We start from the raw sequence: 24,567 nt of genomic DNA on the forward strand, positions 1-24,567 counted from the left end.
GCAAATGAAACTCACTCATGCCGACTTGCGGCAATTCACCGGCACCGAGCAGTGGTTCCGGCATAGCCTGATGCGCACCATCCTGTACACCGAAGGCGTGCAATATCTCGCCGAGAGCGGTGGCGCGTACTGGCTGCTCGATAAGGTCGCCACATGGCAGCTCGAACCGAGGGTGAAGGCCGAGCCGTTCCAGTCGTGGAAGCTGAAGGTCAATGAGAACCGGACCGCGACGCTCACCTGCGATGATGGCAAGGGCAACATTGTCCATTCGGAGGCGATCGACTGGACCGACTTCCCGCTCGATCAAATCGAACTGTGGGTCGAGGGAAACGTGATCCTATTGCCCAGCGAGCACTGACATGGGCGACGACAGTGAGATCGTCAGCCATCCCGATGGCGGCATCACCTTCGCAGGCCCCGACGCCGTGGCGCTCTATGCCGCCACGACGCTGTGGGCGGCGCTCGGGCTGTACATCAAGAGCGGGATCAAGGTGAACCGCGCTTATACGCCGACCAAGATGCTGGCGGCGGCGGGGCAGATCACTGGCAAGACCTACAAGCGCGGGCAGCATCAACTCGCCCGCGATGACCTCAAGATATGGATGGATACCATGTCGGCGGCGTTGCCGAAGCGCTGATGCGCAAAACGCTGATCGACAGCATCAAGCCATGCGAAAAGATAAGCTATACTTTGCATCGCTCGCGTGGCCTGATTTTCTCAAGACCGGGCAGGCGATACCCCGGAGCAAGTACCGCCAAATGTGGAGCAAGCACATGAAGTTCATCACCTTGAATATGGTTGAGGCCGGTCGCCCGCAGTACAACGAGGACACCGGACGCGAGGAAGTCACCGAAACCAGCAAGCCGGTCATGATCAACGCCGCCAACATCCGCTGCTTTTACGCGCGTCGCGATGGCAGAGCCGGCACTCGCATCACGTTCTCGGACGGTGGCGGGTTCGCGGTCGCGGAAGCGCCCGACCAGATCGCGCAGATGGTCGCCAGCGGCGACACGGCGGCGCGGCTCGCGCTCGCACCGCCCGCGACCGACAGCGCCAACTAACCACGACCACCGCAGCAAACGGGCGGGCCGCAGTGCCCGCCCTTTTAACAGGAGCCAACGAAATGCCGATGCCGACAACCAAGAACGACCTGCCGGCGATGCAGTGCGTCTCGGCGATGCAGAAGTGCATTCGCCGGGGCATGGAGCGCGAGGCGATGGAGTTCGCGTGCGAGCTGCTGCACACCTCGAAGGCGTTTCACACCATGGTGTGCAATCGCTTGGAGGTGATCTGCCACGAAGATTTGGACACGCTGGCCGCCCCGTGGGTGGTGCCGTTCGTCGCCACCGCGCTCGCGCAGTCCAAAGAGCGCTACTCCAAGCACGTCGGCGAGGCGCGGCTGATGGTGGGCAACGCCATCAGGATGATGTGCCGCGCGCCGAAGTCCCGCGCCGGCTGCCACTTCGGGGCCGCGATCGGGCTGCGCTCGCTGCTGGAGGAGTACGCGCCGACCGTTCCCGATTGGGCACTCGACCAGCACACCCACAAGGGCCGCAAGATGGGGCGGGGTCTCAAGCACTTCCGCGAGGAAGGCGCAAAGCTGGTGCCGCCGCCGACCGACCCCGACCCGTACATCGAGGAAGCCTATCGGCTGTGGGCGATCAAGCAGGGCGAGATCGAGGAGGAGGAGGCATGATCTGGCGGCTGATGGCTTCCGTGCTGGTGGTGTCCGACGCCGGCAGCATCGCGCTGACCAGCGAGCACACCGACTGGCCGAGCGAACGGGCCTGCATCCATGTGGTGCAGAGCATCTACAGCATTCCGCCGACCGCGCAGGTGATCGGCGGCCACCGCGTCACCATCAAGATGTCGGCATCGTGCGTGCCGGTCACCCCATAGGAGCAAGCCCATGACCAGCCCCAAGCAACCGGGCTGCAAGCACCAGTGGCCGGATGAGCCAAACTGCCAGCCCGCGTTCCTAAACTCCTACCACTGCGACAATTGCGACGTCTCTTGGGAGGACGAGTGGTCATGCGGCTGCGATGACGAGTGCCCCGAATGCGGCATCGCCATCAGCCCGGAAAAGTCTGAACCGATCGCGCCATGTGCGTGCGAGCGTCTGTGAGTGAGAAAACATGAAGAAGATCGTCCTGATCCTGCTGCTGCTGCCGAGCGCGGCGCTGGCGCAGCAGCGCACCTATTACGATGCCGCCGGCCGCGTCGTCGGCCGTTCGACCACCGACAGCCAAGGCACGACGACCTTTTACGACGCGCGCGGGGGCGTATCGGCGCGCTCGTCGACCCGCGGCAACGCCACGACCACCTATGACGCGGGCGGCCGGGTCATTGAAAGAAGCGAGAGGAGCAAGCGATGACTGACCCGCAGATGATCCGCGCGCTCGTTGAGCGGATCGCGTCCCGGCCGTTGTCGACCGAGAACACCCACGCCACATGGAACCCGCCGGATTGGGAGGAGGTGGTGGAGTGGTGGGACGAAGCGGTCGCCGAGGCGCGCGAACTGACCGGCAAGCGCTACCGGTCATGATACAGCCTGACCTTCCGCCAGAGGTCGCACGCGCGTTCATGGAGGACATGCGCGCGTACTATGCCGCGACAGGTGAGCACAAGCGCAACGAGATTGCCGCGCGTCAGGCGCACATCCTGAACGGCTATCTGCCGCGCCGCGCCAAGCGGTTGGGGCTTTCCGACATCAAGGCGATGTTTCAGGAAATGCGCCGCGCTGGTGGTTGAAAAAGCGGGAGAGGCATTTGCGCCCTCTCCCGCAGGTGTCGGGCGGAATAACGGAGCCCGATCAGTCGTACCCGAAGCGGTCGCAGAGCTGCTTCTCTGCGTCCATGATGCGCTGGCGCATTTGCTTGGTGACCACCGCCTCATTCTCCATCCGCCGCTCGGTGGCGTTGCGCTTGGGCGGCATCAGCGGCATTGCGGAGCGCACCTCGCCAGCCTCGTCGAGGATGCGGTTGAGATCTTCGAACAGGGTCTCGGTCTTGCCGATGCGGTCGACCGGCTTCTCGCTCCACATCCCGAGCTTCTGAAACATCGTCTGCGTGGCGATGCCGGGATAGCGCTCCAGATACTTCTCCAGAAATTCCTCAAAGCTGAAGCTCCAGCAGGATGCCATCCAGACCTGCGCCGCGGTGCCGCGGTGTTGGACATGGACCGGGTAGCCTGACGTCACCGCGAAGGCCCAGCGCGACACCAGCCAGTTGACCGGGTGGCGGACGAAGCCGAACGACAGCCGGCCGCTCTCGATGCCTGGATGCCGGGCCCGCAGCTCGGGCAGGCCGAAGTGCCGCTCGCCCTCGGCGTCGCCGCTCTCATGGCCGACTGGATTGCAGCGGTACAAGACCTCGCGCACGCTCATGCCGCCGGTCTTCTGGACGTGTATAAACAGCGTCTTGTCAGTCACGAAGGCCATCATTTCTTTCCTTTCGCCAGCATGTTCTGCCGCCGCACCGCCGGCACGCCGGCCACGGTGTCGCCGGTCTTCATGTAACCCGGTCGCCGGAAGCTGATCGCGGTGCCCCAGCGCTTGGCGACGATTTCAGTGGAGCGCTTGAAGTCTTCCGGCGTCACCAATCCGCTCTGGCCGCCGCTGCCGCTGAATGATCTGCCGAAGTCGAAGTAATAGCGGATGTCGGCCAGCACGATGCGGTCCTCCAGCAAGGTGCGCATGGTCCAGTCCAGATCGGCGCGCGACTTCAGCGTCTCGTCGTAGAGCCGATGCCGCGCCTTACCCATCACGCCCCAGCAGCCATAGACCTGTTGCGTCGGCACGATGGGCCGCTCGTCGGGCCGGATCACCGTGGTGTTGGCAGTGCGCGACCAGCAGAACGTGGTCAGCCCGAGATCGGCGCAGCAGGTGACTTGGTTCTCGATGATGGCCATCACCTCGTCTGCGTCGGTGATGAAGCGCTTGGAGCCAATGTTGCTGCGGATGCCGACCAGATCGTCGTCGCTCTGGATCAGGCAGGGGGCTGCCACATGCTGGATGATCCAGTTGCGCGCGGCCGGCGCGCCAGAGGAGGGCGGGTGCAGCAGGAGCTGCTTCTTGGGAACGTGCGGGCGATAGTCCTCGCGCTCACGCTCGTCGACGCAGATCAAGGCGTCCGGCATCAGCGACAGCATCGTCCTGGCATTGTGTGGTCGGCCGCGCGACGGCACCACGATCTGATACTTCATCACCGCCTCGCTTAGACTTGTGCTTGGCCTCGACCCGCACCACGTCGCGGCATGGTCCGCAATACAGCTTGGTGCCGCTGACGCCGGCACCGCAGCGCTTGCATGGCCTGATGTGCCTCATTTTGTCTTGCTTCCCAGCATCTCGACCAGCTTGTCGGCGCGGATCGCGTGCGCCAGTCCCATCCGATTGCGCCGCTTGACCACCGGCAGATCGAGCCGGTCGCACAGCACGTTCCATTCATGAGTCGTGGATGCCAGCACCACCAGATAGTCGTAGTGCTCGTGCGGCTGCAGCGCCATGCCGGGCACGTCGAGCCGGTCATCTTCCTTGGTGCCCTCGCGCTCGGCATATTTGCGGGTGAGATCGGTCACCACCTTGCGCAGCTCGGCGTGCTCGTCCAGCTCGATGCCGGTCAGCAGCAGCTTGAAGGCGTCGACATCGGGGATGGCGAGCGCGCTGAGCGGGTCATAGGTCGCCAGCACCTTTGCCGCCTCATCCTCATTGAGATCCACGATCAGAACCGGCATCTCGCTGTCATCGGCGAGGTCGGCCCTGAGATGGCCGTCGATCAATTCGACGCCGTCGGCGGTATCGCGGCCGATGCCGGCCCCGACAAAGCCGACGGTGGCGAGCAGTTCGGTCAGCGCGGACCTCTGCCCCTCGGGGTGCTGCCGCCAGTTGCGCGGGTTGCGCCGCAGTTCGCTCGCCCTGACGCGGCGCAACTCCACGATACGATTTCGAAACGCGGTCATACGCAGTTCACCCCGCTGGCAAATTTATCCGGATGGAATGATTGGCAAATATATTCAAGGCGGGCGGTCGCGCGGTCCCCGCACCGTTCCACGCCCTCGGAAGGACCCGCGTTGTTGAGTTGGCTGAGCATGCGAGCCTTGCTTGAGCTGGCTGTCTGTCTGCGTTGACTGAGCATGGAAGCCCTATCGTCGTCGTCGCGTCGCCATTGCCTGGGCGATAGCGAGCGGGATGGTCCGCTGCAGTTCACGTTTCATCGACATGGCGAAGTCCTCATAGAACGGGACACGCTTGGGTATCTGGGTGGCGTGCTTCAGCACATAGAGCAGGCGCAATCGGCCTTTCTTATCCTTCGCATAGAGCACATCGCCCTTGCGCACTGCTGTTGGCATATTCTTCGGCCGAAGGCGGGCAGGCACACCACGCGAGGTCTTTGGCACGCTGCTGGCTGGCACTGCGAGGTTCGATCCACCATGCGGGGTTCGCGTCCCGCCCTTGGCCTGCATCTGCAGATTGCCCCTGTCGAGCTTGTCGTAAATCTCGACCGCCAAGGACTGCTTGCTGGCCCGCGCATCTCTGGTGGTGAGTGAGGCCGCGATAAAGGACTGGTTACGCTGTTTGACGTGGTTCGGCCACGTGGCCTTGATGTGGAAATTGCGGGTGACGTCGGCCGAGCGGTTCATGGCCAGCGCGAGCGCGTAGGGGATCTGATCTGCGACTGCGCCGATCGAGAGCGCCTGCTGCTCCAGCTCTTTGAAGTCGAATTCAAGTCCGAGCATGGTCGTTGCCAGGGAACGGGCGGCGCAGCTCCTGCGCCAGCGTGTCATCGTGGAAGATGCGGATCACCATGACCTCGCCATGGGTGGCGTCCTCGAAATAGGCGACGACGTCGGCGACGACGAATTGATGGTCTGCGGGGAAGACCACAGTCGCGGTCTTGGTCGCGAAGTCGAATTCGATGTTCAGTGCTTTGCGCTCATCCATGGCCATGGCCGCTTTCCTCCAGTGGGGTGTTTGACAAGGTCAACTTGTCATTTACCCCCTGCGGGGTACATTCGGGAACCCTAACCCCGAAGCCCGAGGGAAAATGCCTGCCAAGAAAGGCCCGAAGGACGTCGACAAGATCGTGGCCAAAATCCACGGCACGCGCGGTCTGTCGGTGAAGGTCGCCGATGCGTGTGGGATCGCGCGGACCGCGGTGTACCAGTGGACGCAGGTGCCGCTTGAGCGGGTCCATGACGTCGCTGAAGTGCTCGGCATCCCGCCCGAGCAAGTGCGGCCCGACTTCTTCCGGCCCAAGCGGCGGCGGTGAGCTGAAAGCGCAGAGGGACGACAGCTTGCGCCATCGCCCCTCTGGTCCCTGCGCTACGACGCGGGAGCAAGCCGGTCGCGGAGCGCTGGATGTGGGGTTATAGGCCATGCGCAATCTCCGTTGCAATGCGGCATTAACCGGATGCCGGGTGTCCACCGGGCTTCTTGCGGATGGTGATGCGGAGCACATCGCCGCTCTCGATCGCCGGCTTGTCCTTGCCGATCCACAGTGCCAGGCCGAGCCGTTTGATGACCAACCACCAGCCCGATGAGACCAGCTCGTACTCCATCTGGCTCTCGACCTTGGCGGTGCCGGCCTTGACGCCGTCATAGACGCGACGGAAGCGCTCCTCGACCGAGGTGGCGACCTCTTCGAATTCGAATTCGCTCAGCGCGTGAATGTCGATGCCAGCAGGCACCGCATCCCCAGTTTGAACATCTCCCATCGCGTCATCCTCCATTGCACATTCGCCTCGGGGTTCAGGTCCGCGACGTGCAGCACGCCGTGCCGATAGCTCAGCATCGGCCCGCTTGGATCGAAGAACAGCCGCATTTGCCGAGCCCTCACGAGTTTGCCCACCACAGCCAGACCAGCACGAGCGTGAGCACCGCGCCGAAGTAGCAGAGCGCTCCGTTCGGGCCGCCGAGCCAATATCCGAACCGCTTCATCATGTTGTTGCCTCATTCCGTTAGCTGCCCGCGTTAGCGGCCGTTACACGGTCTCGCAAATGCCTGGAGCTGCTGAGCTTTCGCGCGTTAGCTCGCATATTTTCACCCGCCCAATCCGTTGACCGGCTTGCCCGTCGCCCACCAAAACGGTTTCTGAATGCCGATGATGCCGGCGTCGCGGAGCTTGTCGCCGGCCCGCTTGAACGCACCGCGAAACCGATTGTCGGCGGCTTCCTCGTCGGTGTCGCTGTCGACCACCTTGGCCCGCATCGCGGCGCGCACATAGGACACATCGACCACCTTGCTGATCGCAGCAGGGAGCGGGAAGGGCGGTGCCACGCCATACTCACCAATCGCATCATAGAGGGCGTGCATCAGCAGCAGCTCGTTGGCGCTGGCGTTGTAGCCCCCGCGCAGGGTGGACTGGCTCGTTACAAAGGGGATCACGGCGCACGACGTTTCCGGGTTGCCCCATTTGTTGCGACCGACCGTGATCACCGGCAGCGAGAACTCCCATTTTTCCCCGGCCTTGCCCTCGCGCTGCTTGCGCACGGTGGCGCGGTGGATCGCGCCGCCGGTCGGGGTGCGCTTGTCGCTGACGATCTCGAACTCGATGGTGGTCTCGAAGTCGGCGGTCAGGGACGAGTGCCCGCGGGGTGTCGCTCCCCCCTTCGGTTTATGGTGAACGAGCACGACGGCGACGCCGAATTTTTCCTGCAGCGCGACCAGCCGCTTGCGCACGATCGACACGTCCTGGCTGGCGTTCTCATTCATGCCGGGTGCGAGTGCCGACAGCGTGTCGATGACGATCAGGACCAGCTTTTCCACATAGGTCTTGGCGATGGCGGTGATCTCCTCGATCAGCTCGACCAGATCGGTGTCGCTTGAGAAGAAGTCCGGCCGCTTGGTGCAGAGATAGAACGGGATCACAAGGTCATACGGCAGCTCGTGCTGGATCGAGTAGGCGAGCTTGCGCTTGCCGAAGCCCTTGCCGGCTTCGGCGGCGACATAGACGACCAGCCCCGGCTCGGTGTTCTTGCCATTCCATGTCAGGCCGCGCGCCACCGCCATGGCCATGTCGAAGGTGCCGAAGGACTTGCCCGAGCCGCTGTCGCCAAAGATCAGGCTGATCTCGCCCATCGGGAAGATGTCCTCGACCAGCCACGTGTAACCGGTCGCGTGCCCGAGGATTGCGATCTGCTCCCAGCGCAGGCCGCCGAACTTGGAGCGGAACGGTGCGGGCGACCACTCGAGGGTCTGCGCCGCGAGCACATGCAGCTCGCCTGCGGTGCCGCCGGCCTTGATCCAGTCCGACACGTCGGCCTTTGGCGGCATCGCCGGCCAGTGCCGCGCCAGATCGAGCACGCGCACGCGGGCGGCGACACCGTGCAAGTGCTTGGCGACGTCCTGCGCATGATCCTGTCCGGGCAGGACCGGCCTGCCATCGGGATGGAAGCGCAGCGCGCCATCGCCGTGCGGCGGATCTGGATTGCGGGCCTGGGGATCGTTGTCCTGAATGATCACCACGTCGGCATCGCGGAAGAATGCGGACAGCGCGTCGTCCCACTTGCCGACGCCGCCGGCATTGCAGGTGGCGGTGATGCCGAGCTGGTGCAGGTTGTCGGCATCCTTTTCGCCCTCGACCACGAACACGGTGCGGCCGGTCGCGATGGTCTCCATCAGCTCGGGCAGGCGGTACGGCACATGCCGGATGTCGCGGACGGCGTACACCCAGCCGTGCCTGATCTTGTCGGGTGGATCGTCGGGCCGCGGACGCCGCCGCTGCCGGAAGGTCTTGGGTTCGAACCTGACGACCTGAAACAAGAGCTGGTCGCTCTCGTCGACATAATCGTAATGCGCGACCTCTTTGCCGAGCGGGGCGATCTTGCCGTTGCTCTGGTGCGGGTCGCGAGCCTCAAGATAGCCGCGCTCGCGTAGCCATGCGATGGCGCTCTTGTGGTCGCGGCCGGTTTCACGTGAAATCAGATCGAGCACGCCGCCGCCGGTCTTGGTTTCGTGGTCGTAATACCTGCCGGCCTCGATATCGATCGACAGCGATCCGTGCTTGCCGTAGCGGCGGTCCCCCTGTGTCGACAGGCGCAGGTTGGGTGCGCCGAGCAGTTCTTCGGCAACCGATGCCATCTGTGCAGCGAACGATGAACTCGGTTCGTGCATGTTCACGCCGGGCATCCAAAAAGCGGTGTCGGAGCAAGGGCGAGCCTTGGATTGAGGAGCGAGCACATATAGGACCACGTCGCCAGTGCATCGGCCTCGTTGTCATCCTCGACGGACCAGCCCATGGCGCGGCACTTGCGCACCACCAGCGGCTTGGCCCTGGCGCGCTTCGGATTGCAGCCGATGAAATGCTGGCGGACGTGGCGGGTCTCGGCCTTGCGGATGTCATAGATCCCATACCGGTAGGCGATTGCGCCGATGACGGCGGGCAGCCCGAACAGCACCGACGTGGTGTCGATCGTGCTGTTGCCGCGCTTGAACGTTGTCGGCAGCGGCGCTTCCCAGACGATCAGCTTGGGCTTGTGGCAGACGATCTTTTTTTCCGCCCATTGCATGGCGTTGGCGAAGATCGCCTCATGCGAAGCGCCCTTGGCCGCGAACCGGATCGAGCCGTGCAGCGGCTTGCCGCCCGGCTCGCCACAGGCCCAGCCAGAAACAGATGCGAGGTCGAGGGCGAGCACGGGCGCGGGCATAGCGGCAAGTTCTCACGCGCCCATTCGTGCCCGCGTGCCATTGCTGTCAGCGCGCGCGAGCGCCGCCGCGCCCAGCGGGGTGTCGGCGAACTCGCCCAGCTTCTCGGACAACATCTGGTATTCGGATCGCTCGTCGTCCTCCAGATCCTTGGTGATGCTGTCGATCTTGCGATGCAGACCGCGTTCCTTGATCTTTTTCTTCAGCAGCTTCTTCGAGATGCCGCGATTGCTGGCGTTGTCGTATTCATCCGCCTTGATCTTGCGGATGTCCTTGCAGCGCTTCATGTACGCCATCTTCTCGGTCAGCAGATCGGCATCGAGCTTTTCGATCGCGTCTACGGCTTCTTGGACGTGCTCGGCCGATGGCTCGTTTGACGTAGCAGGGCTCGCCATTCTGGAACTCCTCTGGATGGTTTGGGGCTGCTGGTAGGATAGATATCCGGGCGGATTAGGTGTCGTGGGATGCCAGTGATCCGCTCGACAGTGATCACGCGGCGCGTTGGCACGCGCTGCCATTGCTTGACGGCTTGCAGGCTGATCTCACAGGCATCCGCGATCGGTCGACGGAGTCTGTTCTTGGCAATAAATTGCAGAACGGCATCGCGCTGGGGCATTCGCGCCTCTCGTCCACGCAAGGTTTTGATGCCGGTGATGCAGCCGTATATTTTTGCTCCCTGCCGAAATCACTCGTCAAGAAAAAATAGAAATATGCGCGCACGGCGGTGCAGCGAGTAAAGCATTTGACGCGGCACGATGTCGCCACATTGCGTTAGGCGATTTGCGTTAGGCGATTTATTTTCGATGATCGCGCGATCGGTTGGCATGATTGATGCTACGCGCGGTAGTTATAGATAGATCTATATATGTGGAGAGAGAGGGCGCGCTTCAGCGCGGCCTCTCGTGTTACTCCGCGTTAGATCGCGTTCGCCACATTCCGTTAGCGCGCTGTTAGATCGCGTTCGCCCGAAAATATTTGCTGCCAGAGTAAAGCGCGTTACGCGACAGGCCGATATTTTTGGGCTTATATTTTTCTTACATTTCGCAACTAAGACTTAAGGTTGTATTCCCCGATAACTTCAAAAACGCGCACAGCACTGACTGGCGGACCAGCGCCGACGCGCCTTCACAGGACGACGTGCCATGTCGGATCAATCCATCGCTTCCATCGCCAGAACACTCGCTGCGCTTCTGACCGCTGCAGCGCAGCGCCAAACCGAAAACGACGAGCGCAAGCGCATCGATGAGCTGAACGCGAAATTGTGCGCCGAGTATCGGGCCGAACTCCTCGAAGCGCTGCGGGTGAGCGCATGATCCAGTCGATCAAATGGGACGGCCAACAGATCACGTCGCCCGGAGTCTACTCGCGGTTGCCGCTCGATGACTACCATCGTGGCGACATCTGCGGCGGGCCGAGCGTATCGTCGACGACGCTGCGCCAGCTCTGGGATACGTCACCAGCCCATGCCTGGGCGCATTGCGCGCTGAACCCCCAGCGGGTCGAGGAGCCCGATGGCGAGTGGCGGAACATCGGTCGAGCCGCGCACCATCTGCTGACCGCCGAAATCGGCTTCGCCGACCTGTTCGTGATCCGGCCGGAAACGCTTGAGGGCGAGAAGTGGCACGGCAACCGCAAGGAATGCCGGCGCTGGTTGGCGCAGCGCAAGCGCGAACGGCTGACCGTGCTGACGAGCGCCAACGTCGAGGTCATCAAGGGCATGGCGCTGTCGATCGGGGCGTTCCCGCTGGTGCAGGCCGGCGCGCTCAACGGCTTGATCGAGCGCTCCTTCATGTGGCGGGACAAGGAAACCGGGCTGTGGCTGAAGGCGCGGCCGGATGCGATCCCGAGCGATAGCGGCGACTTCACCGACCTCAAGACCTGTAAGAGCGTGCTGCATCGCGACCTGCAGAAGTCGGTGGGCGACTACAGCTACCATCAGCAGGCCGCGCTGGTGATCGAGGGAGCGCGGGCGCTCGACATCGAGGCAAATTCCTTCACGCTGATTTGGGTGGAGAAATCGCCACCGTATTGCGTGCGGGCGACGCAGCTCAAGGACGAGGACATCGCGCGGGGCATGCAGCAGAACCGGGTGGCGCTGCGCACCTTCGCCGACTGCCTGGCCCGCGGCGTCTGGCCCGGTCCCGGCGATGAACGGGACGATGCTGAATACGTGGATCTGCCGGACTGGCGGCGGAAGCAGATCGATGAGCGGCTGCGGCTGCAGCTGCGGGAGGCGGCATGAAAACGATCCCGACCATTCGCCTGCGCCTGCATGCGCTCGCCGACCGGATCACCGATCCCGAGCTAGCGGCTGAGCTGCACGCTTTGGCCGATGAGACCAAGCGCAAGCCGTCGAAGCGTCCGCACGTGCCGCGGCAGCGGCAAGGGCTGAGCCCGGAGGTCAAGCGCGCGGTGCGCACCTTCGCTGCCGACCCGGCGAACCGGCATGTCGGGCTGCTCGAAATGGCACGGCGCTTCAACACCAACCAAGGGCGTATCTCCGAAGTCATCAATGGAAGGCGGGATGATTGACATGAGCAGCACTGACACGCACGCAGACGATGGCCGCGTGACGCGGCGTGATCTGGCCGAAGGCAGGATTACCAAGGTTCTCGATCCCGAGCGCACCGGGATGGTGCCGGTGCGCGACGGTGGCCTGCGGTTCGACAATGCCTTTCAGATGGCCGAGGCGGCCAAGCTGATGGCAACCGCGGGCCCGCTGCTGCCAGAATGGCTGCAGGGCAATGTTGGTGGCTGCTGGGCGATCATCCTGCGCTCGAATGAGATCGGCATCTCGCCCTTGACGCTGGCATCGATGACATTCGTAACCGAGAAGGCGGGGAAGCAGCGCATCGGGTATGACTCGTCCTACTTCCGCACGCTGGTGGAGATGTACGCGCCGATCAAGGAGCGTCTGGCGGCGCGCTATGAAGGCGACGGCGACGAGCTGGTCTGCATCGTGTCAGCGACCTTCAAAGGAGAGAGCGCGCCCCGGCAGTTTCCGCCGAAGGGGACCGAGAAAGAGTTCACGCTGGGCAAGCTGCGCCCCGAGCGCAACCAGTACGGCCAGATCAAGGGCTCGCCATTGTGGGACGAAAAGCCGGCGCTGCAATTGTTCTACGCGATGAGCCGGGACTGGGCGCGGATGTACTGCACCGACATCGTGGCTGGCGTCTACTCGAAGGAAGAACTGATCGAGTCCGGGTTCGAGGATGTTACCAAACCGACCGATCTGTCGCCGCGGCTGCGCGAGCGCCTGCGCGGCCCCGTGGGCGAGGGCTTCGAGCACACCAAATCCTCAATCGAGGCATCGATCGCGGCTGCGAGCACGGTTGATGCCAAGATGTCCGGCAGGCAGTCCGCTCCTGCCGGTCAACCGGCGGATGGTGATGCACCCGCCGAGGCCGCGTCGTCGTCTTCTTCGCCCCCAAGCCCCGGCGATGACGCGGCCACAGCGGACAAGGCAAGCTGATCAAACCAAGGGGAGTAGGACCGTTGAACCTCGCCAATGAAATTTCGTCGATGGAGACCGAACTGCAATCGCTACGGTCGGAGAACGAGCTGCTGAAGCACAACAAGGCCATCATCGAGTTTGAAAACGAGAGCCTGCGCCGTGCGCTGGCCAAGACGCAGGCCGATCGCGACAACTACATGCGGCGCGCCGAGGCGATCAAAAGCCTGCTCGACCAGACCGGGTCAAATCTGGTGAGCGGGATCGAGCGATATCACCAGAGCGAGCGGGAATTGCAGGCGCGGCAACTCGCCGACGGCAATGACGATGACCTGCCGAAATTCCTGGCGAACGGCGGCGGCACGCCTGCCGGCGACACGGTGACCGAGCACTAAGGAGAACGACGATGCAAGTCGGACAAGTGGCCGCCGAACAACTGCTCACGCTGATCGCCGGCTTGCGCGAACAGCAGAAGTGGCAGGTGCGGCTGCTTGTTCAGATCGATCACGAACTGCGCAGGCTGTTGGCTGGGGATTATGGAATGCCGAAAGTAGAAGACGACCCGCGCAAGCGGGCTGAAATCGCCGCCCTGCAACGGCGGCTTTCCGAGATCATCCGCACGCTCGACCAGCTGGAGGCGCGAAGTGCGCAACTGATGCGCGCCAACGCCCTGCTGCGACAGGCGCGCAACGGACTTCACACCCATGCGTCGGCAATCGGCTGCCGCTGGCCTGCGTCTCGGCGGCCCACTGAGGGAGCGTGCCATGCTTTTGCTCGGCGGCTTGATCCTGGGACTGGCGATCGGCTGCACCTGCGGCGCACTGGTCATGGCGATCATCTGCGCCGGGAAGATCGATGACATCCGGCGCGGAGAAGATGCATGAGCCGCAGCAACACGCCGTATGCCGAAGCCACCTCAGGCGTCGCCGCCCGCGATGAGATCACGCGGTTGCTGCGCCGGTTCGGCTGCGAGAGCATCGGCTTCATGGATGACTTTGAGAAGCACGAGGTGTTGCTCGCCTTCCGTCACCGCGGTCGCCACATGCAGCTGCGCGCCTCGGCTAAGGGCTGGGCGGCGCTGTACCTGAGAGAGCACCCCTACAGCTACCGCATCAAGCGCACGCAGCGTGAGCACGAGGCGAACGCGCTGGCGCAGGGACAGGTCGCGGTCAACTCGATCCTGCGCGACTGGATCAAGGGCCAGATCATGGCGATCGAGACCGGCATCCTGTCGTTCGAGGCGGTGTTTATGCCCTACATGCTCACCAATGACGGTAAGCCGATGTACGAGCGCGTCGCGCAGCTCGGCTTGCTGGAGGCACCCGCGCCATGAGCCGCACCGTCCACCAAGAATGGATCGGCAAGACCGACGACACGCCGGTCCCGCCGCACGTCCGCCTGCGGGTGTTCGAGAGGTTCAAGGGCGTCTGCTGCGAATGCGGCATCAAGATCAGGGGCCGGCGCTGGATCTGCGATCACCGCATTGCGCTGATCAATGGCGGCGAGAACCGCGAGCGCAATCTCGGGCCGATCCATGAGGTCTGCGACCGCACGGTGAAGACGCCGCGCGACGTTGCCGAGAAAAGCATCAACAACCGGGTGCGGATGAAGCACCTCGGGATCACCAAGCGGAATGGCCGCCCGATGCCAGGAACGCGGGCATCGGGACTGAAGAAGCGGATGGATGGGACCGTCGAGCGGCGATGAAAGCGCCACAGCAGCAAACCAAGCGCGAGCGCCTGCACCAGATCCTTGGCCTGTACGGCGACGACCTGATCACGCGCGAGCAATTCGAGGCGCTGATGAAGGCGCACAAGCTGACCGATGCCGACATCGATGCGTATTGCAGAGGCGAACTGAAATGATCGAGAGACCGACGTCGCGCGAGATTGAGAACCTGATCCACCGGACGCAATCAATCCGCGAGAAGTGGATGGGCAACCCGGGCTATGCCCGCTGCCTGGACATCGAGCTGCACGCGCTGCGGCTGTTGCTGTTCACCACGCGGATCACTGAGGAGGAAACCAACATCGTCGCAACCCTTGGCATAGGAGGGACCCCGGATGACTGAACCGACGCTGACGCCACGCGAACTGCTGCGTAACGTGATCGCTGAGGTGGCGCGCGAAAATGACCTCGACCCGGCGCAGATCACGGGTCGCGACCGCCAGCACGATCTGGTTCACGCCCGTGTGGTGGTGGCCAAGCGGCTGCGGGCCCGCGGCATGTCGCCAGAGCGGATCGCCCATCTCATGCACCTGCACCGGTCGACCGTGCAGTTTTATCTCGGCAAGCGGAGCCGGCAGCGGAAGCCGGATGCGGTCGCCGCTCACAAGGAGGAGGTTCTGTCATGAGCAAGATTGGGCCGAAGGAAGCGAGGCTCAGGGAGCAGCGCGAGGCGCGGGTCGCCGCCAACAAGCGGCTGATCGACAAGAAGGTGAAGAAGCCTGCCGGCAAGCCCGCGGCCAAGGGCAAATTGAAGTGAGGGAGGAGGGCCATGGTGACAACGAAGATCAGTGCGCTCGACAAGCTGCACTGCGCCGAGCGCGAGCTGAAGCTCCGTTATAGGGTGTATCCGCGTCGCGTCGATGCCGGGCAGATGAGCCAGCGCACCGCCGACCGCGAGATCGCGGTGATGGAGGAGATCGCTGCCGACCTGCGCGCCGCGGCAGAGCGCGAAGGGCTGCTGTGAGGTGCGGCGATGCTGACCAAGCAAAAGCTGGAGCGCTTCATCCGCACCCGCAATCGCTCGCCGCACTTCACCAACATGCAGTTTGCGCTCGATGCCGACGCCTGCGGGTTTGAGGTGAAGGAATTGGGCGACCCGGTGCGCTCGCCGACCTATGAGCAGGACGGCGAATACCGCTGGTCGACGCCTTGGGGAACGCTGGTCGAGTACCAGTACCAAGGCGGGCAGATGAAGCTGCTGCCGCCGCCGGCCTGACGGCTTTCGGGCCCCGGGGCTTCGGCCGCCTCCGGACCGGCGTTTCCCGGCCCGCCGGGCGGGCAGGGAGTCCGCCGGCCGGGATGGGGGCAGGAGAGGGCCCGGCGGCCGGGGAAATGGCTCCGCGGGGCTTAAAATGGCCCGCAATGATGCAAAGGCGAACTTATCTTTTGGTTTGGTCCAAGAGCGCGTTTTGAGTAAAAGATAGGAGGGCCCGATGGGCAGCAAGCCGGCGACCTATCGCCTCCGCGACCTGATGCAGGCGATTGTCGGCGCGCAGCGCGCCGGGCTCACTGTCTGCCGCGTCGAGATCGACAGGCAGGGCAAAATCGTCATCCATGCTGGCAATCCGCCGACCGGTGCGGGCGTGTGCGAGACCACAGAGGGGGACAATGAATGGGACGTGCTACTTCCGAAAGGCGCGCGCGAGGGCGGCCGGTAGGGAGGTTGCCGCGCTTTGTCAAAGGCTACGTTGACGACACCGGCAAGGCGCGACACTACACGCGAATTCCCGGCGTCAAGCCGGTGCCCCTTCCGGGGCTGCCGTGGTCAACCGAGTTTATGGATGCGCTGGACAAGGCGCTGGCGAGCCGGAAGACCCCGGGGAAAGTCGAGATCGGCGCATCGCGGACGGTGCAGGGCACGATCAACGCGGCGGTGGTGCTGTACTACAAGAGCGGGCAGTGGCAATCGCTTGCGCCCGGCACCCAGCCCGGCCGCAAGTCGTCACTTGAGCGCTTCCGCAAGGAGCACGGCGAGAAGCGGCTGCGCTTGCTGGGGCAGGCGCATGTGCAAGCCTACATCAACACGCTGGAGCCCGGACCTCAGCGCAACATGCTGCAGGCGCTGAAGCACTTCTTTGACTACTGCGTCACCGTCCACCTGATCCCCACCAACCCCGCGGCAAACGTGACGCGCGTCAAGCGGAAGGGCGGCTCGTACTTTGCCTGGGGTGAGGAGCATTACGCCAAGTATTGCGCGCGGCATCCGGTCGGCACCAAGGCGCGGCTGGCGCTCGCGCTCTATGTCAACCTTGCCGTCCGCAAATCCGATGTGGTGCGGATCGGGCCGCGCAACGTGGTGGACGGCGTGCTGACCGACTTCGTGCCGCAGAAAACCAGCCGCACCACCGGCATGACGATCACGGTGCCGCTATTCGAGGAAACGAAGGCGATCATTGCGGCCACGCCGCTAACCGGCACCGAGACGTATCTTGTGACGGCGCAGGGCAAGGCGTTCACGGCGAACGGGTTCGGCAACAAGATGCGCGAGTGGTGCGATCAGGCGGAACTGCCCGAGTGCAGCAGCCACGGCCTGCGCAAGCTCTGCCTGACGCGGCTCGCCGATTACGAGGGGCCTGATGGGCGCACGCTGGATGTGCGGGATCTGCAGGCGATCAGTGGCCACAAGGACGTTCGCGAGTTGATGCTCTACATCGAAAAGGCCGACCGCAAGCGCCGTGCACGTCGCGCCATCGCGCAGCTCGAAGAAGCCCAAAAGGCGAACGCGAATTTGTCTAGTTCGGCAGGGCGACTAGACAATCCGGCGAAAAAGTAGAGCAAAATCAAGACCGATTTTCACGGGTGGTGGGCCCGGCAGGACTCGAACCTGCAACCAGACCGTTATGAGCGGCCGGCTCTAACCATTGAGCTACAGGCCCCGCCGCAGGCGGCCGCGGGGTTTGCGGCCGGCAACGGTGCGGGCTCCGTTTACAGGGTGAGGGGCGATCGGGCAATCCCGGGACTCTAATCCACCGAAACCCCGGCGAACTCCACCACTTTCCGCCATTTCTCGGTTTCGTCGGCGACCAGCTTGCCGAATTCGGCCGGGGCCATTGGCCTTGGAATGCCGCCGACTTCGGCCAGGCGGGCGACGAGCTTGGGGTCTTTCAGCGCTTCGCCCACCGCCTTGTTGAGGATCTCGACGATCTCCGGCGGCGTACCCTTCGGGGCCGAGATGCCGTAGAACCCGACCGACTCGAAGCCGGGCACGGTTTCGGCGATCGCGGGAATATCGGGGACGCTCGGCCAGCGCTTTGGCGAGGTGACGCCAAGCGCGCGGACATTGCCGCCGCGCGCCTGCTCCAGCGCCGACGGCAAATTGTCGAAGATCAACTGCACCTTGTTGGAGATGATGTCCGGAAAGGCGATCGCCGAGCCGCGATAGGGCACGTGCTGCATCTCGCATTTGGTCATCGCCTTGAACAGCTCCGCCGACATATGCACCGAGGTGCCGTTACCGGATGACGCGTAGGAGACCTTGCCCGGGTTGGCCTTGCAGTAGTCGATGAACTCCTGAACGGTCTTCACCGGCATCGCATTGGAGACCACCAGCATGTTGGTGAGCTGCATGATGCTGGCGACAGGCGTGGTGTCGCGCAGGAAGTCAAACGGCAGCTTCTTGTAGAGCGAGGTGCTGATCGCATTATTGGGCGCGACGAACAACAGCGTATAGCCGTCCGCCGGCGAATTGATTGCGGCGGCGGCCGCGATATTGCCGCCGGAGCCGGTTCGGTTCTCGACCACAAATTGCTGGCCGAAATGATCCGACAGCCACTGGCTCATGATGCGAGCGACAATGTCGACCGGCCCGCCGGCGGCAAATCCGATCAGCCAGCGCACGGGGCGGTTTGGATAGTCGGCGGCGGAGGAGGGGGAGACAAGGCTCAAAAGGCAAATCAAACCAAGGGACGCCGCACGCAAAAGGCGAAGCATTATGTTTCCTCGTCATTTTCTTGTTACCGTTGCGGCCATGCTTTCATAAAATTCCGGCCTTGCCTACAACCTCTGCGGCGCAAAGATCGGTCAATCCCGCGCCAAGTGATGTTGGAGGCCGCCAAATGAAAATCGCTTTGATGGTTTGCGCCACTGTCCTGCTCGCTGGCGGGGCAGCCGCACAGGAGGGAGGCAAGCCCATTTCCAGGACCACGATCACCCTCGGGACGGCAACGCCGGGTGGCGGCTTCCCGCTCTATGGCAATGCCTTTGCCGAAGCCATGAATGCGGCGGACCCGAGCCTCTCGGTCGAGCCGCGCAACACCAAGGGCTCGAACGAGAACATTCCGCTGCTCGAAGCTGATAAGCTCGATATTGCGACGGTGGCCGGCGAGCCGGCCTATGAGGCCTTCATGGGCATCGGGCGGCCTGCGACCAAGCTCAAGATCCTGACCGCGATGTATTCGAGCCCGGGCATGTTCGTGGTGCGCTCCGACAGCCCGTACCGCACGATCCGCGACCTCATCGGCCAGCCGGTCGCCTTTGGTGCGAAGGGCTCGGGCCTGCCGATCCTGTCGCGCTACATCCTCGATGGCATCGGGCTGAAGCAGGACGAGGACTTCAAGTCGATCTATCTCGATCGCGCCGGCGACGGGCCGGCCATGGTGCAGGACGGCCGCGCCGCGGCGCTGTGGGGCGCCGGCGTCGGCTGGCCCGGCTTTGCTGCGATGGCGGAAAGTCCGAGCGGCGCGCGCTTCATCGCGCCGAGTGCGGAAGAGATCGCGCGCATCCGCGGCAAGCATACTTTCCTGAAGCCGCTGACGATCCCGGCGAACAGCTATCCGAAGCAGACCGAAGCGATCGCCTCCGTTGGTTCGTGGAGTTTCATCCTAGTGCGCGAAAGCCTGCCTGATGACGTCGCCTATCGGCTGGCGAAGACGCTGCACGGGATCGAAGGCGACTTCTGCAGGAAGCTGGCGCAGGCCTGCGAGACGACGGCTGCGAACACGGTGGCGGCGGCGCCGAATGTGGAGCTGATTCATCCGGGTGTGCTGAAGTATTTCCGCGAGATCGGGGTCGCGAAGTAATCTGTCGTCATTTCTTCACCAATCCGCACGCCGGGTCGGGCGGGCCGAACGCGTCTTCGCCGGAGATTTTGGTGAGAATCTTGTAGTAGTCCCACGGATATTTGGATTCCTCCGGCGATTTCACCTGTACCAGCATGAGATCGTGCACCATCAGATTGTCCTCCCGCAGCTTGCCGTTGCGGGCGAAGAAATCCTCGATCGGTTTCTCGCGCATCTTGGCCGCGACCTTCAGCGGATCGTCGGTGCCGGCCTCCTTGATGGCGTTGAGGTAATGGATCACGGAGGAATAGACGCCCGCCTGCCACATCGTCGGCATCCGGTTCAGCTTGGCGAAATAGCGCTTCGACCATTCGCGGGTCTTGTCATCCATGTCCCAGTAGAACGACGTCGTCAACAACAGCCCCTGCGCGGTCGGCAGGCCCAGCGAATGGATGTCGGTGATCAGCGCCAGCAGCGCCGCCATCTGCTGGCCGCCCTTGAACACGCCGAACTCGCCGGCGGTCTTGATCTCGTTCATGTTGTTGGGCGGCCCGCCGGCAATGCCAATGATCTTGGCTTTCGAGGCCTGCGCCTGCAGCACGAAAGACGACAGATCGGGCGTCGCAAACGGCGGGCGCACCGCACCCAGCACCTTGCCGCCGTTCTTGGTGACGACGCTGGCGGCATCCTTTTCGAGCGAGTGCCCGAACGCATAATCGTCGGTGATGAAGAACCAGCTGTCGCCGCCACGCTTCACCACTTCCTGCGCGGTGCCGACCGCGAGCGCGCGGGTGTCGAACACCCACTGCATGGCATAGGGCGAGCAGGACTTGCCGTGGAAATCGGTCGCACCCGTCGAATGCGTGATGAACAGGCGCTTCCGCTCGTTGGCGACGTTCTGCACGGCGAGCCCGACGGCGGAGACCGGCACGTCGACGATCAAATCCACCTGATCGACGTCGTACCAGCGCCGCGCGATGCTGGCGCCGATATCGGCCTTGAGCTGATGATCGCCGACAATCACAGAGATCGGCTTGCCCAGCACCTTGCCGCCGAAATCGTCGATAGCCATCTGCGCCGCGGTGACCGAACCCTGTCCGGTCGGCGTGGATGCCGGTCCGTTCATGTCGGTGAGCACGCCGATCTTGACGATCTCGTCGGAGATTTGCGCCAGCGCCGCGGTTGAGGCCAGCGTCGCGCCGGCCAGCGCGCCGAGCACGGAAAATGATCTGCCGAACATATCGAACATTGCTGTCTCCCTCCCTGGACCGGCGCATTGGCCGTTATTGCTTGTTCCGGGGCGTTGGCCCGGCTGAATTGGTTTCTTTTGCAACCGGTTTGGGGTCGGCGTCAACGCGTCCTTTCGGAGCAGGAACATCTTGCGGCACCTGTTTATTTCGCGGCCGATACAGTAGACAGGCCGGCCATGGTTCCGACCCAGCGCCTGCCGGCTTCGCTCACGCCTCTGGACACCGCGCTCAGCGCCCTGCTCCGCGGGCTCGAGCCGGTGCAGCCGGTCGCGTTGCCGCTTGCGGACGCTCTGCGCTGCATCGCGGCCGAAATGCCTGGGTTGCCGGCGCAGCCGCCGCATGATGTTGCCGCCACCGATGGCTGGGCGCTGCGTGCCAATGATCTGGTCGGCGCCTCCTCGTATTCGCCCTTGCCACTGGCTGCGTCGCCCGCCTGGGTCGAAGCCGGTGACGCCATGCCTGCAGCCTGCGACTGTGTGCTCGATGCCGATCTGGTCGAAGTGACCGGCCCCATTGCGCAGGTACTGGCGGAAGCGATCCCGGGGCAGGGCGTCAGGCGCAAGGGCCAGGACATCGCCGAGGGGAGCTTCGTTGCCGAAGCGGGACGGCGCGTCGTGCCGCGCAATCTCATGTTGGCGCGCGCCGCGGAGATCGAGCGGCTCAAGGTGCGACGGCCGCGCCTGCACGTCGTCAATATTCCCGGCGCGACGGCGACCACCAATCTGGTCGCGGAGAGCGCGCGTTCCGCCGGCGCTGAGGTTATCAGCCGTGAGGCCGGAGCGCGCGACGTCGGCTCGATCGTCGCCGCGTTCGAAGATGCGGCCTGCGATCTCCTGATCACGATCGGCGGCAGCGGCGTCGGCCGAACAGATGCAGCGGTAAGCGCGCTCGCGGCGCGCGGCGAGCTCATCGCCCATGGCATCGCCTTGCAGCCCGGCCGCACCGCGGCAGTCGGCCGTCTTGGAGCGACGCCGGTGATCGTGCTGCCCGGCGCGCCGGACCAGGCGTTTGCGGCATGGTGGGCGCTGGCGCTGCCAGTGCTCGACCGGCTGACCGGACGGCGGCCGCGGAAGGCACTGTCGCTGCCGCTGTCACGCAAGATCGCCTCGCTCGTCGGCATCGCCGAATTCGTGCTGCTGGAGCGGCAACGCGATGCCTGGATGCCACTTGCAGTCGGCGAACTCTCGCTCGATGCGATCGCGCGCGCGCAGGCGTTTCTGGTCGTGCCCGGAGGTTCCGAAGGATTTGCTGCGGGCATGGCGATCGATGCCTATATGTTGCGGGAATGAGTTCCGACATGACCAATACATCTGCCAAGGACCGCGGCAGTTTCGATCAGGACCAGTTCCTGACCATCCTGTCGCGCGAGGAGGCGCTTGCGCGGTTCGAGGCCGCCTTGTTTCCACGGGCCGTCGCCAGCGAAGCGCGATCGCTCGCTGAGGCGCTCGGCTGCGCGCTGGCCGACGACGTCGTCGCGCCGATCGACGTGCCGCCGTTCGACCGCTCCAATGTCGACGGCTTTGCGGTGCGCTCCGCCGATCTTGCGCAGGCGAGCGAGGCGACGCCGGTTCGCCTCGTGCTGAACGACGAGATCATTGCCTGCGGCACCGCGCCGGTGCGGCCGGTGCTGTCGGGTACGGCAACCGCGATCGCAACTGGCGGTCCGGTGCCGCGCGGCGCGGATGCGATCGTGATGGTCGAGCACACGCAGCCCGCAGGCCAGCGCGTGATCGAGATCCGCCGTGCCGCGTCGCCCGGACAATTCGTGTCCTATGCGGGCTCCGACATCGCGCGCGGCGAAACGCTGCTGCGCGCCGGCACCATCATCGGCTCGCGCGAGATCGGCATGCTGGCTGCCTGCGGCATCGCGCAGGTCGGAGTGGCGCGTCGGCCGCGCGTCGCCATTCTCTCGACCGGCGACGAATTGGTGCAGCCGGGCCAGCCGCTGCGTCCGGCCGCGATCTACGACACCAACGGCGCCATCGTCACCGCGGCAATCTCCGAGAATGGCGGCGATGCCGTCTTTGTCGGCGCCATCGCCGACAACGAGGCGCAGCTCGAAGCCGCGATGCGCAAGGCACTCGCCGAGAGCGACATGCTGGTGCTCTCCGGCGGCACCTCGAAGGGCGCGGGCGATATCTCCCATCGCATCATTGCGCGGCTCGGCAAGCCAGGCATCATCGCCCATGGCGTGGCGCTGAAGCCGGGCAAGCCGCTGTGCCTTGCGGTTTGCGACGGCAAGCCGGTGGTGATCCTGCCGGGATTTCCGACCTCGGCGATGTTCACCTTCCATGACATGATCGTGCCGGTGCTGCGGCGGATGGCGGGCCTGCCGCCGCGATCGGATGCGAAGGTGACGGCCAAGGTGCCGGTGCGGATCGCCTCCGAGCTCGGCCGCACCGAGTTCGTCATGGTGTCGCTGGTCGAAGGCACCGAGGGACTGATCGCCTATCCGAGCGGCAAGGGCTCCGGCGCCATCACCTCGTTCGCGCAGGCCGACGGCTTCCTGAAGATCGATGCGCTCGCCGATCAGATGCCTGCTGGCACCGAGGCCGAAGTGACGCTGTTCACGCCGCATGTGCGCGTGCCCGATCTCGTTATCGTCGGCAGCCATTGCACCGGGCTCGACCTCGTCACCGCGCCGCTGGCGCGCGGGGGGCTTTCGGTGCGCTCGATCGCGGTCGGCAGCCTCGGCGGACTTGCGTCCGCCAAGCGCGGCGAATGCGATTTCGCGCCGATCCATCTGTTCGACGAGAACAGCGAGACCTACAATGTGCCCTATCTCACTGGCGGTCTCGAGCTCGTGCCCGGCTGGCGGCGGATGCAGGGCATCGTGTTCCGCACGGGCGACCGACGCTTCGAAGGCCTGTCGGCGCAGGACGCGGTGCGCGCAGCGCTCGCCGATCCCGCCTGCATCATGGTCAACCGCAACCAGGGGGCGGGCACGCGCATCCTGATCGACCGCCTGCTTGGCGGCGCGCGGCCGGACGGCTACTGGAATCAGCCGCGTTCGCACAATGCGGTCGCCGCCGCGGTCGCCCAGCATCGTGCCGATTGGGGGATGACGATCGCGCCGGTCGCGCACGCCTCCGGGCTCGGATTCATTCCGCTGGCGGAAGAGCATTACGATTTCGCACTGGTGTCGGCGCGCAAGCATCGCCCGGCGGTGCAGGCGTTCCTCGAAGCGCTGGCGTCGGACGAAAGCCGTGCCGCGTTGGAGCGCGCGGGATTCCGACCGGCGTAGCTCCTGCCACCGGCGTCGTCCCCGGAGGGTCAACGTCGATCCTCATGGTGAGGAGCGCGTAGCGCGTCTCGAACCATGAGGCCCCGCCAGCGGCCTCGCCCTCCGAGACGACCGCTGTGCGGTCTCCTCAGAGCCTGACTCAAAAAAGCGTAAGACGTCTTCAAGGTCTGGCCAGGCGGCGAATTAGGAGCCTCAGATGGGCGATGAGCAGCCATGCGAGCTCAGTGGCAGCAGAGCCTTCGAAGTCTTTGGAGAG

General features: G+C 64.2%; 41 protein-coding genes, 1 tRNA gene and 1 pseudogene. 29 read left to right on the top strand and 14 right to left on the bottom strand.

What is annotated here, in order from left to right; all coding sequences use genetic code 11:
* Positions 1-4 precede the first annotated feature (4 nt).
* From I6F35_RS06485 to I6F35_RS06520, 8 genes are all read left to right on the top strand, one after another.
* On the top strand, positions 5-358 hold the full coding sequence (locus tag I6F35_RS06485; RefSeq protein WP_225116821.1) for a DUF6876 family protein: 354 nt from the start codon (positions 5-7) through the stop codon (positions 356-358).
* Between the two features lies 1 nt (position 359).
* A complete protein-coding gene (locus I6F35_RS06490) occupies positions 360-638 on the top strand; it encodes a hypothetical protein (RefSeq protein ID WP_225116822.1) in 279 nt (92 codons plus the stop codon).
* Between the two features lie 136 nt (positions 639-774).
* Positions 775-1,062 (top strand): hypothetical protein, encoded by a 288-nt coding sequence (locus I6F35_RS06495; RefSeq protein ID WP_225116823.1) that lies wholly within the window; start codon positions 775-777, stop codon positions 1,060-1,062.
* Positions 1,063-1,124: 62 nt separating this feature from the next.
* Positions 1,125-1,697 carry a hypothetical protein gene (locus tag I6F35_RS06500; RefSeq protein ID WP_225116824.1) on the top strand — a complete coding sequence of 191 codons (573 nt, stop codon included), beginning with the start codon at positions 1,125-1,127 and terminating at the stop codon, positions 1,695-1,697.
* A complete protein-coding gene (locus tag I6F35_RS06505) occupies positions 1,694-1,900 on the top strand; it encodes a hypothetical protein (RefSeq protein WP_225116825.1) in 207 nt (68 codons plus the stop codon). Before I6F35_RS06500 ends, I6F35_RS06505 begins: the two co-directional genes overlap by 4 nt.
* 236 nt (positions 1,901-2,136) lie before the next feature.
* Positions 2,137-2,376: a hypothetical protein gene (locus tag I6F35_RS06510; RefSeq protein ID WP_225116826.1), complete on the top strand. Its 240-nt coding sequence runs from the start codon at positions 2,137-2,139 to the stop codon at positions 2,374-2,376.
* The gene (locus I6F35_RS06515; protein ID WP_225116827.1) at positions 2,373-2,546 is read left to right on the top strand and encodes a hypothetical protein; all 174 of its coding nucleotides are present in this window, start codon (positions 2,373-2,375) and stop codon (positions 2,544-2,546) included. Before I6F35_RS06510 ends, I6F35_RS06515 begins: the two co-directional genes overlap by 4 nt.
* Before the next feature lie 38 nt (positions 2,547-2,584).
* Positions 2,585-2,752, top strand: a complete 168-nt coding sequence (locus I6F35_RS06520; protein WP_225116828.1) for a hypothetical protein — start codon at positions 2,585-2,587, stop codon at positions 2,750-2,752.
* A gap of 61 nt (positions 2,753-2,813) precedes the next feature.
* Here the strand turns inward: I6F35_RS06520 and I6F35_RS06525 are convergent, their stop codons facing one another.
* The 5 genes from I6F35_RS06525 to I6F35_RS06545 all read right to left on the bottom strand — a co-directional run bounded on the left by I6F35_RS06525 (position 2,814) and on the right by I6F35_RS06545 (position 5,945).
* Positions 2,814-3,440, bottom strand: coding sequence for a sulfotransferase family 2 domain-containing protein (locus I6F35_RS06525; RefSeq protein ID WP_225116829.1), 627 nt, complete (start codon positions 3,438-3,440; stop codon positions 2,814-2,816).
* A complete protein-coding gene (locus tag I6F35_RS06530) occupies positions 3,440-4,204 on the bottom strand; it encodes a glycosyltransferase family A protein (RefSeq protein WP_225116830.1) in 765 nt (254 codons plus the stop codon). Before I6F35_RS06530 ends, I6F35_RS06525 begins: the two co-directional genes overlap by 1 nt.
* Before the next feature lie 117 nt (positions 4,205-4,321).
* The gene (locus I6F35_RS06535) at positions 4,322-4,957 is read right to left on the bottom strand and encodes a hypothetical protein (protein ID WP_225116831.1); all 636 of its coding nucleotides are present in this window, start codon (positions 4,955-4,957) and stop codon (positions 4,322-4,324) included.
* A gap of 183 nt (positions 4,958-5,140) precedes the next feature.
* Positions 5,141-5,734: a hypothetical protein gene (locus tag I6F35_RS06540; RefSeq protein WP_225116832.1), complete on the bottom strand. Its 594-nt coding sequence runs from the start codon at positions 5,732-5,734 to the stop codon at positions 5,141-5,143.
* Positions 5,721-5,945, bottom strand: coding sequence for a hypothetical protein (locus I6F35_RS06545; RefSeq protein WP_225116833.1), 225 nt, complete (start codon positions 5,943-5,945; stop codon positions 5,721-5,723). Before I6F35_RS06545 ends, I6F35_RS06540 begins: the two co-directional genes overlap by 14 nt.
* Positions 5,946-6,042: 97 nt before the next feature.
* On the opposite strand from I6F35_RS06545, the gene I6F35_RS06550 reads away from it, so the two are divergent.
* A complete protein-coding gene (locus I6F35_RS06550; protein WP_225116834.1) occupies positions 6,043-6,267 on the top strand; it encodes a helix-turn-helix domain-containing protein in 225 nt (74 codons plus the stop codon).
* Between the two features lie 133 nt (positions 6,268-6,400).
* Here I6F35_RS06550 and I6F35_RS06555 read toward each other — a convergent pair whose 3' ends face one another.
* The 5 genes from I6F35_RS06555 to I6F35_RS40445 all read right to left on the bottom strand — a co-directional run bounded on the left by I6F35_RS06555 (position 6,401) and on the right by I6F35_RS40445 (position 10,149).
* Positions 6,401-6,712 (bottom strand): hypothetical protein, encoded by a 312-nt coding sequence (locus I6F35_RS06555; RefSeq protein WP_225116835.1) that lies wholly within the window; start codon positions 6,710-6,712, stop codon positions 6,401-6,403.
* Positions 6,713-7,037: 325 nt separating this feature from the next.
* Positions 7,038-9,110: an AAA family ATPase gene (locus I6F35_RS06560; protein ID WP_225116868.1), complete on the bottom strand. Its 2,073-nt coding sequence runs from the start codon at positions 9,108-9,110 to the stop codon at positions 7,038-7,040.
* Positions 9,111-9,112: 2 nt separating this feature from the next.
* The gene (locus I6F35_RS06565) at positions 9,113-9,643 is read right to left on the bottom strand and encodes a hypothetical protein (protein WP_225116836.1); all 531 of its coding nucleotides are present in this window, start codon (positions 9,641-9,643) and stop codon (positions 9,113-9,115) included.
* A 12-nt stretch (positions 9,644-9,655) separates the two neighbouring features.
* Positions 9,656-10,036: a hypothetical protein gene (locus I6F35_RS06570; protein WP_225116837.1), complete on the bottom strand. Its 381-nt coding sequence runs from the start codon at positions 10,034-10,036 to the stop codon at positions 9,656-9,658.
* A complete protein-coding gene (locus I6F35_RS40445; protein WP_346283142.1) occupies positions 9,979-10,149 on the bottom strand; it encodes a hypothetical protein in 171 nt (56 codons plus the stop codon). The genes I6F35_RS06570 and I6F35_RS40445 overlap by 58 nt, the downstream gene beginning before the upstream one ends.
* Here I6F35_RS40445 and I6F35_RS40450 point away from each other — a divergent pair.
* From I6F35_RS40450 to I6F35_RS06655, 17 genes are all read left to right on the top strand, one after another.
* Positions 10,096-10,347: a hypothetical protein gene (locus I6F35_RS40450; RefSeq protein WP_225116872.1), complete on the top strand. Its 252-nt coding sequence runs from the start codon at positions 10,096-10,098 to the stop codon at positions 10,345-10,347. The two genes, I6F35_RS40445 and I6F35_RS40450, sit on opposite strands and share 54 nt — an antisense overlap.
* A 436-nt stretch (positions 10,348-10,783) precedes the next feature.
* Entirely contained in the window at positions 10,784-10,954 is a 171-nt protein-coding gene (locus I6F35_RS06585; protein WP_225116838.1) for a hypothetical protein, read from the top strand.
* Positions 10,951-11,883 carry a PD-(D/E)XK nuclease-like domain-containing protein gene (locus I6F35_RS06590; protein ID WP_225116839.1) on the top strand — a complete coding sequence of 311 codons (933 nt, stop codon included), beginning with the start codon at positions 10,951-10,953 and terminating at the stop codon, positions 11,881-11,883. Before I6F35_RS06585 ends, I6F35_RS06590 begins: the two co-directional genes overlap by 4 nt.
* Positions 11,880-12,173: a hypothetical protein gene (locus I6F35_RS06595; protein WP_225116840.1), complete on the top strand. Its 294-nt coding sequence runs from the start codon at positions 11,880-11,882 to the stop codon at positions 12,171-12,173. Before I6F35_RS06590 ends, I6F35_RS06595 begins: the two co-directional genes overlap by 4 nt.
* Positions 12,154-13,113, top strand: a complete 960-nt coding sequence (locus tag I6F35_RS06600; protein ID WP_225116841.1) for a hypothetical protein — start codon at positions 12,154-12,156, stop codon at positions 13,111-13,113. Before I6F35_RS06595 ends, I6F35_RS06600 begins: the two co-directional genes overlap by 20 nt.
* A 23-nt stretch (positions 13,114-13,136) precedes the next feature.
* Positions 13,137-13,487 carry a hypothetical protein gene (locus tag I6F35_RS06605; RefSeq protein ID WP_225116842.1) on the top strand — a complete coding sequence of 117 codons (351 nt, stop codon included), beginning with the start codon at positions 13,137-13,139 and terminating at the stop codon, positions 13,485-13,487.
* Positions 13,488-13,498: 11 nt separating this feature from the next.
* Positions 13,499-13,951: a hypothetical protein gene (locus I6F35_RS06610; RefSeq protein WP_225116843.1), complete on the top strand. Its 453-nt coding sequence runs from the start codon at positions 13,499-13,501 to the stop codon at positions 13,949-13,951.
* A 21-nt stretch (positions 13,952-13,972) separates the two neighbouring features.
* A complete protein-coding gene (locus I6F35_RS06615) occupies positions 13,973-14,425 on the top strand; it encodes a hypothetical protein (protein ID WP_225116844.1) in 453 nt (150 codons plus the stop codon).
* Positions 14,422-14,799, top strand: coding sequence for an HNH endonuclease (locus tag I6F35_RS06620; RefSeq protein WP_225116845.1), 378 nt, complete (start codon positions 14,422-14,424; stop codon positions 14,797-14,799). The genes I6F35_RS06615 and I6F35_RS06620 overlap by 4 nt, the downstream gene beginning before the upstream one ends.
* Positions 14,796-14,957, top strand: coding sequence for a hypothetical protein (locus I6F35_RS06625; RefSeq protein ID WP_225116846.1), 162 nt, complete (start codon positions 14,796-14,798; stop codon positions 14,955-14,957). Before I6F35_RS06620 ends, I6F35_RS06625 begins: the two co-directional genes overlap by 4 nt.
* Positions 14,954-15,163 (top strand): hypothetical protein, encoded by a 210-nt coding sequence (locus tag I6F35_RS06630; protein WP_225116847.1) that lies wholly within the window; start codon positions 14,954-14,956, stop codon positions 15,161-15,163. The genes I6F35_RS06625 and I6F35_RS06630 overlap by 4 nt, the downstream gene beginning before the upstream one ends.
* Entirely contained in the window at positions 15,156-15,446 is a 291-nt protein-coding gene (locus tag I6F35_RS06635) for a hypothetical protein (protein WP_225116848.1), read from the top strand. The genes I6F35_RS06630 and I6F35_RS06635 overlap by 8 nt, the downstream gene beginning before the upstream one ends.
* The gene (locus I6F35_RS40125; RefSeq protein ID WP_275945437.1) at positions 15,443-15,577 is read left to right on the top strand and encodes a hypothetical protein; all 135 of its coding nucleotides are present in this window, start codon (positions 15,443-15,445) and stop codon (positions 15,575-15,577) included. The genes I6F35_RS06635 and I6F35_RS40125 overlap by 4 nt, the downstream gene beginning before the upstream one ends.
* A 12-nt stretch (positions 15,578-15,589) precedes the next feature.
* Complete coding sequence (locus I6F35_RS06640) at positions 15,590-15,784, top strand: hypothetical protein (RefSeq protein ID WP_225116849.1); 195 nt, start codon at positions 15,590-15,592, stop codon at positions 15,782-15,784.
* A 9-nt stretch (positions 15,785-15,793) separates the two neighbouring features.
* Entirely contained in the window at positions 15,794-16,036 is a 243-nt protein-coding gene (locus tag I6F35_RS06645) for a hypothetical protein (protein WP_225116850.1), read from the top strand.
* A 217-nt stretch (positions 16,037-16,253) separates the two neighbouring features.
* Positions 16,254-16,478 (top strand): hypothetical protein, encoded by a 225-nt coding sequence (locus I6F35_RS06650; RefSeq protein WP_225116851.1) that lies wholly within the window; start codon positions 16,254-16,256, stop codon positions 16,476-16,478.
* 5 nt (positions 16,479-16,483) lie between these two features.
* Positions 16,484-17,593: a tyrosine-type recombinase/integrase gene (locus tag I6F35_RS06655; RefSeq protein ID WP_225116852.1), complete on the top strand. Its 1,110-nt coding sequence runs from the start codon at positions 16,484-16,486 to the stop codon at positions 17,591-17,593.
* A gap of 27 nt (positions 17,594-17,620) precedes the next feature.
* Here the strand turns inward: I6F35_RS06655 and I6F35_RS06660 are convergent.
* Both I6F35_RS06660 and I6F35_RS06665 read right to left on the bottom strand, forming a co-directional pair.
* Positions 17,621-17,696 (bottom strand) — tRNA-Ile (locus I6F35_RS06660).
* Positions 17,697-17,781: 85 nt separating this feature from the next.
* Complete coding sequence (locus I6F35_RS06665; RefSeq protein WP_225116853.1) at positions 17,782-18,750, bottom strand: tripartite tricarboxylate transporter substrate binding protein; 969 nt, start codon at positions 18,748-18,750, stop codon at positions 17,782-17,784.
* A 125-nt stretch (positions 18,751-18,875) separates the two neighbouring features.
* Between I6F35_RS06665 and I6F35_RS06670 the strand changes: the two genes are divergently transcribed.
* Positions 18,876-19,838 carry a TAXI family TRAP transporter solute-binding subunit gene (locus tag I6F35_RS06670; RefSeq protein ID WP_225116854.1) on the top strand — a complete coding sequence of 321 codons (963 nt, stop codon included), beginning with the start codon at positions 18,876-18,878 and terminating at the stop codon, positions 19,836-19,838.
* Positions 19,839-19,845: 7 nt separating this feature from the next.
* Here the strand turns inward: I6F35_RS06670 and I6F35_RS06675 are convergent, their stop codons facing one another.
* Positions 19,846-21,057 carry an ABC transporter substrate-binding protein gene (locus tag I6F35_RS06675; RefSeq protein WP_225116870.1) on the bottom strand — a complete coding sequence of 404 codons (1,212 nt, stop codon included), beginning with the start codon at positions 21,055-21,057 and terminating at the stop codon, positions 19,846-19,848.
* A 186-nt stretch (positions 21,058-21,243) separates the two neighbouring features.
* Here I6F35_RS06675 and I6F35_RS06680 point away from each other — a divergent pair, with 186 nt between their 5' ends.
* Together I6F35_RS06680 and I6F35_RS06685 are read left to right on the top strand one after the other, a co-directional pair.
* Positions 21,244-22,356, top strand: a complete 1,113-nt coding sequence (locus I6F35_RS06680) for a molybdopterin-binding protein (protein ID WP_225116855.1) — start codon at positions 21,244-21,246, stop codon at positions 22,354-22,356.
* An 8-nt stretch (positions 22,357-22,364) separates the two neighbouring features.
* Positions 22,365-24,311 (top strand): molybdopterin biosynthesis protein, encoded by a 1,947-nt coding sequence (locus I6F35_RS06685; RefSeq protein ID WP_225116856.1) that lies wholly within the window; start codon positions 22,365-22,367, stop codon positions 24,309-24,311.
* Between the two features lie 160 nt (positions 24,312-24,471).
* Here I6F35_RS06685 and I6F35_RS06690 read toward each other — a convergent pair.
* Positions 24,472-24,567: pseudogene (locus I6F35_RS06690) on the bottom strand (IS5/IS1182 family transposase); the annotation flags it as partial.

It is taken from the genome of Bradyrhizobium sp. BRP22 (assembly GCF_020194175.1).
Classification (GTDB): Bacteria; Pseudomonadota; Alphaproteobacteria; order Rhizobiales; family Xanthobacteraceae; genus Bradyrhizobium.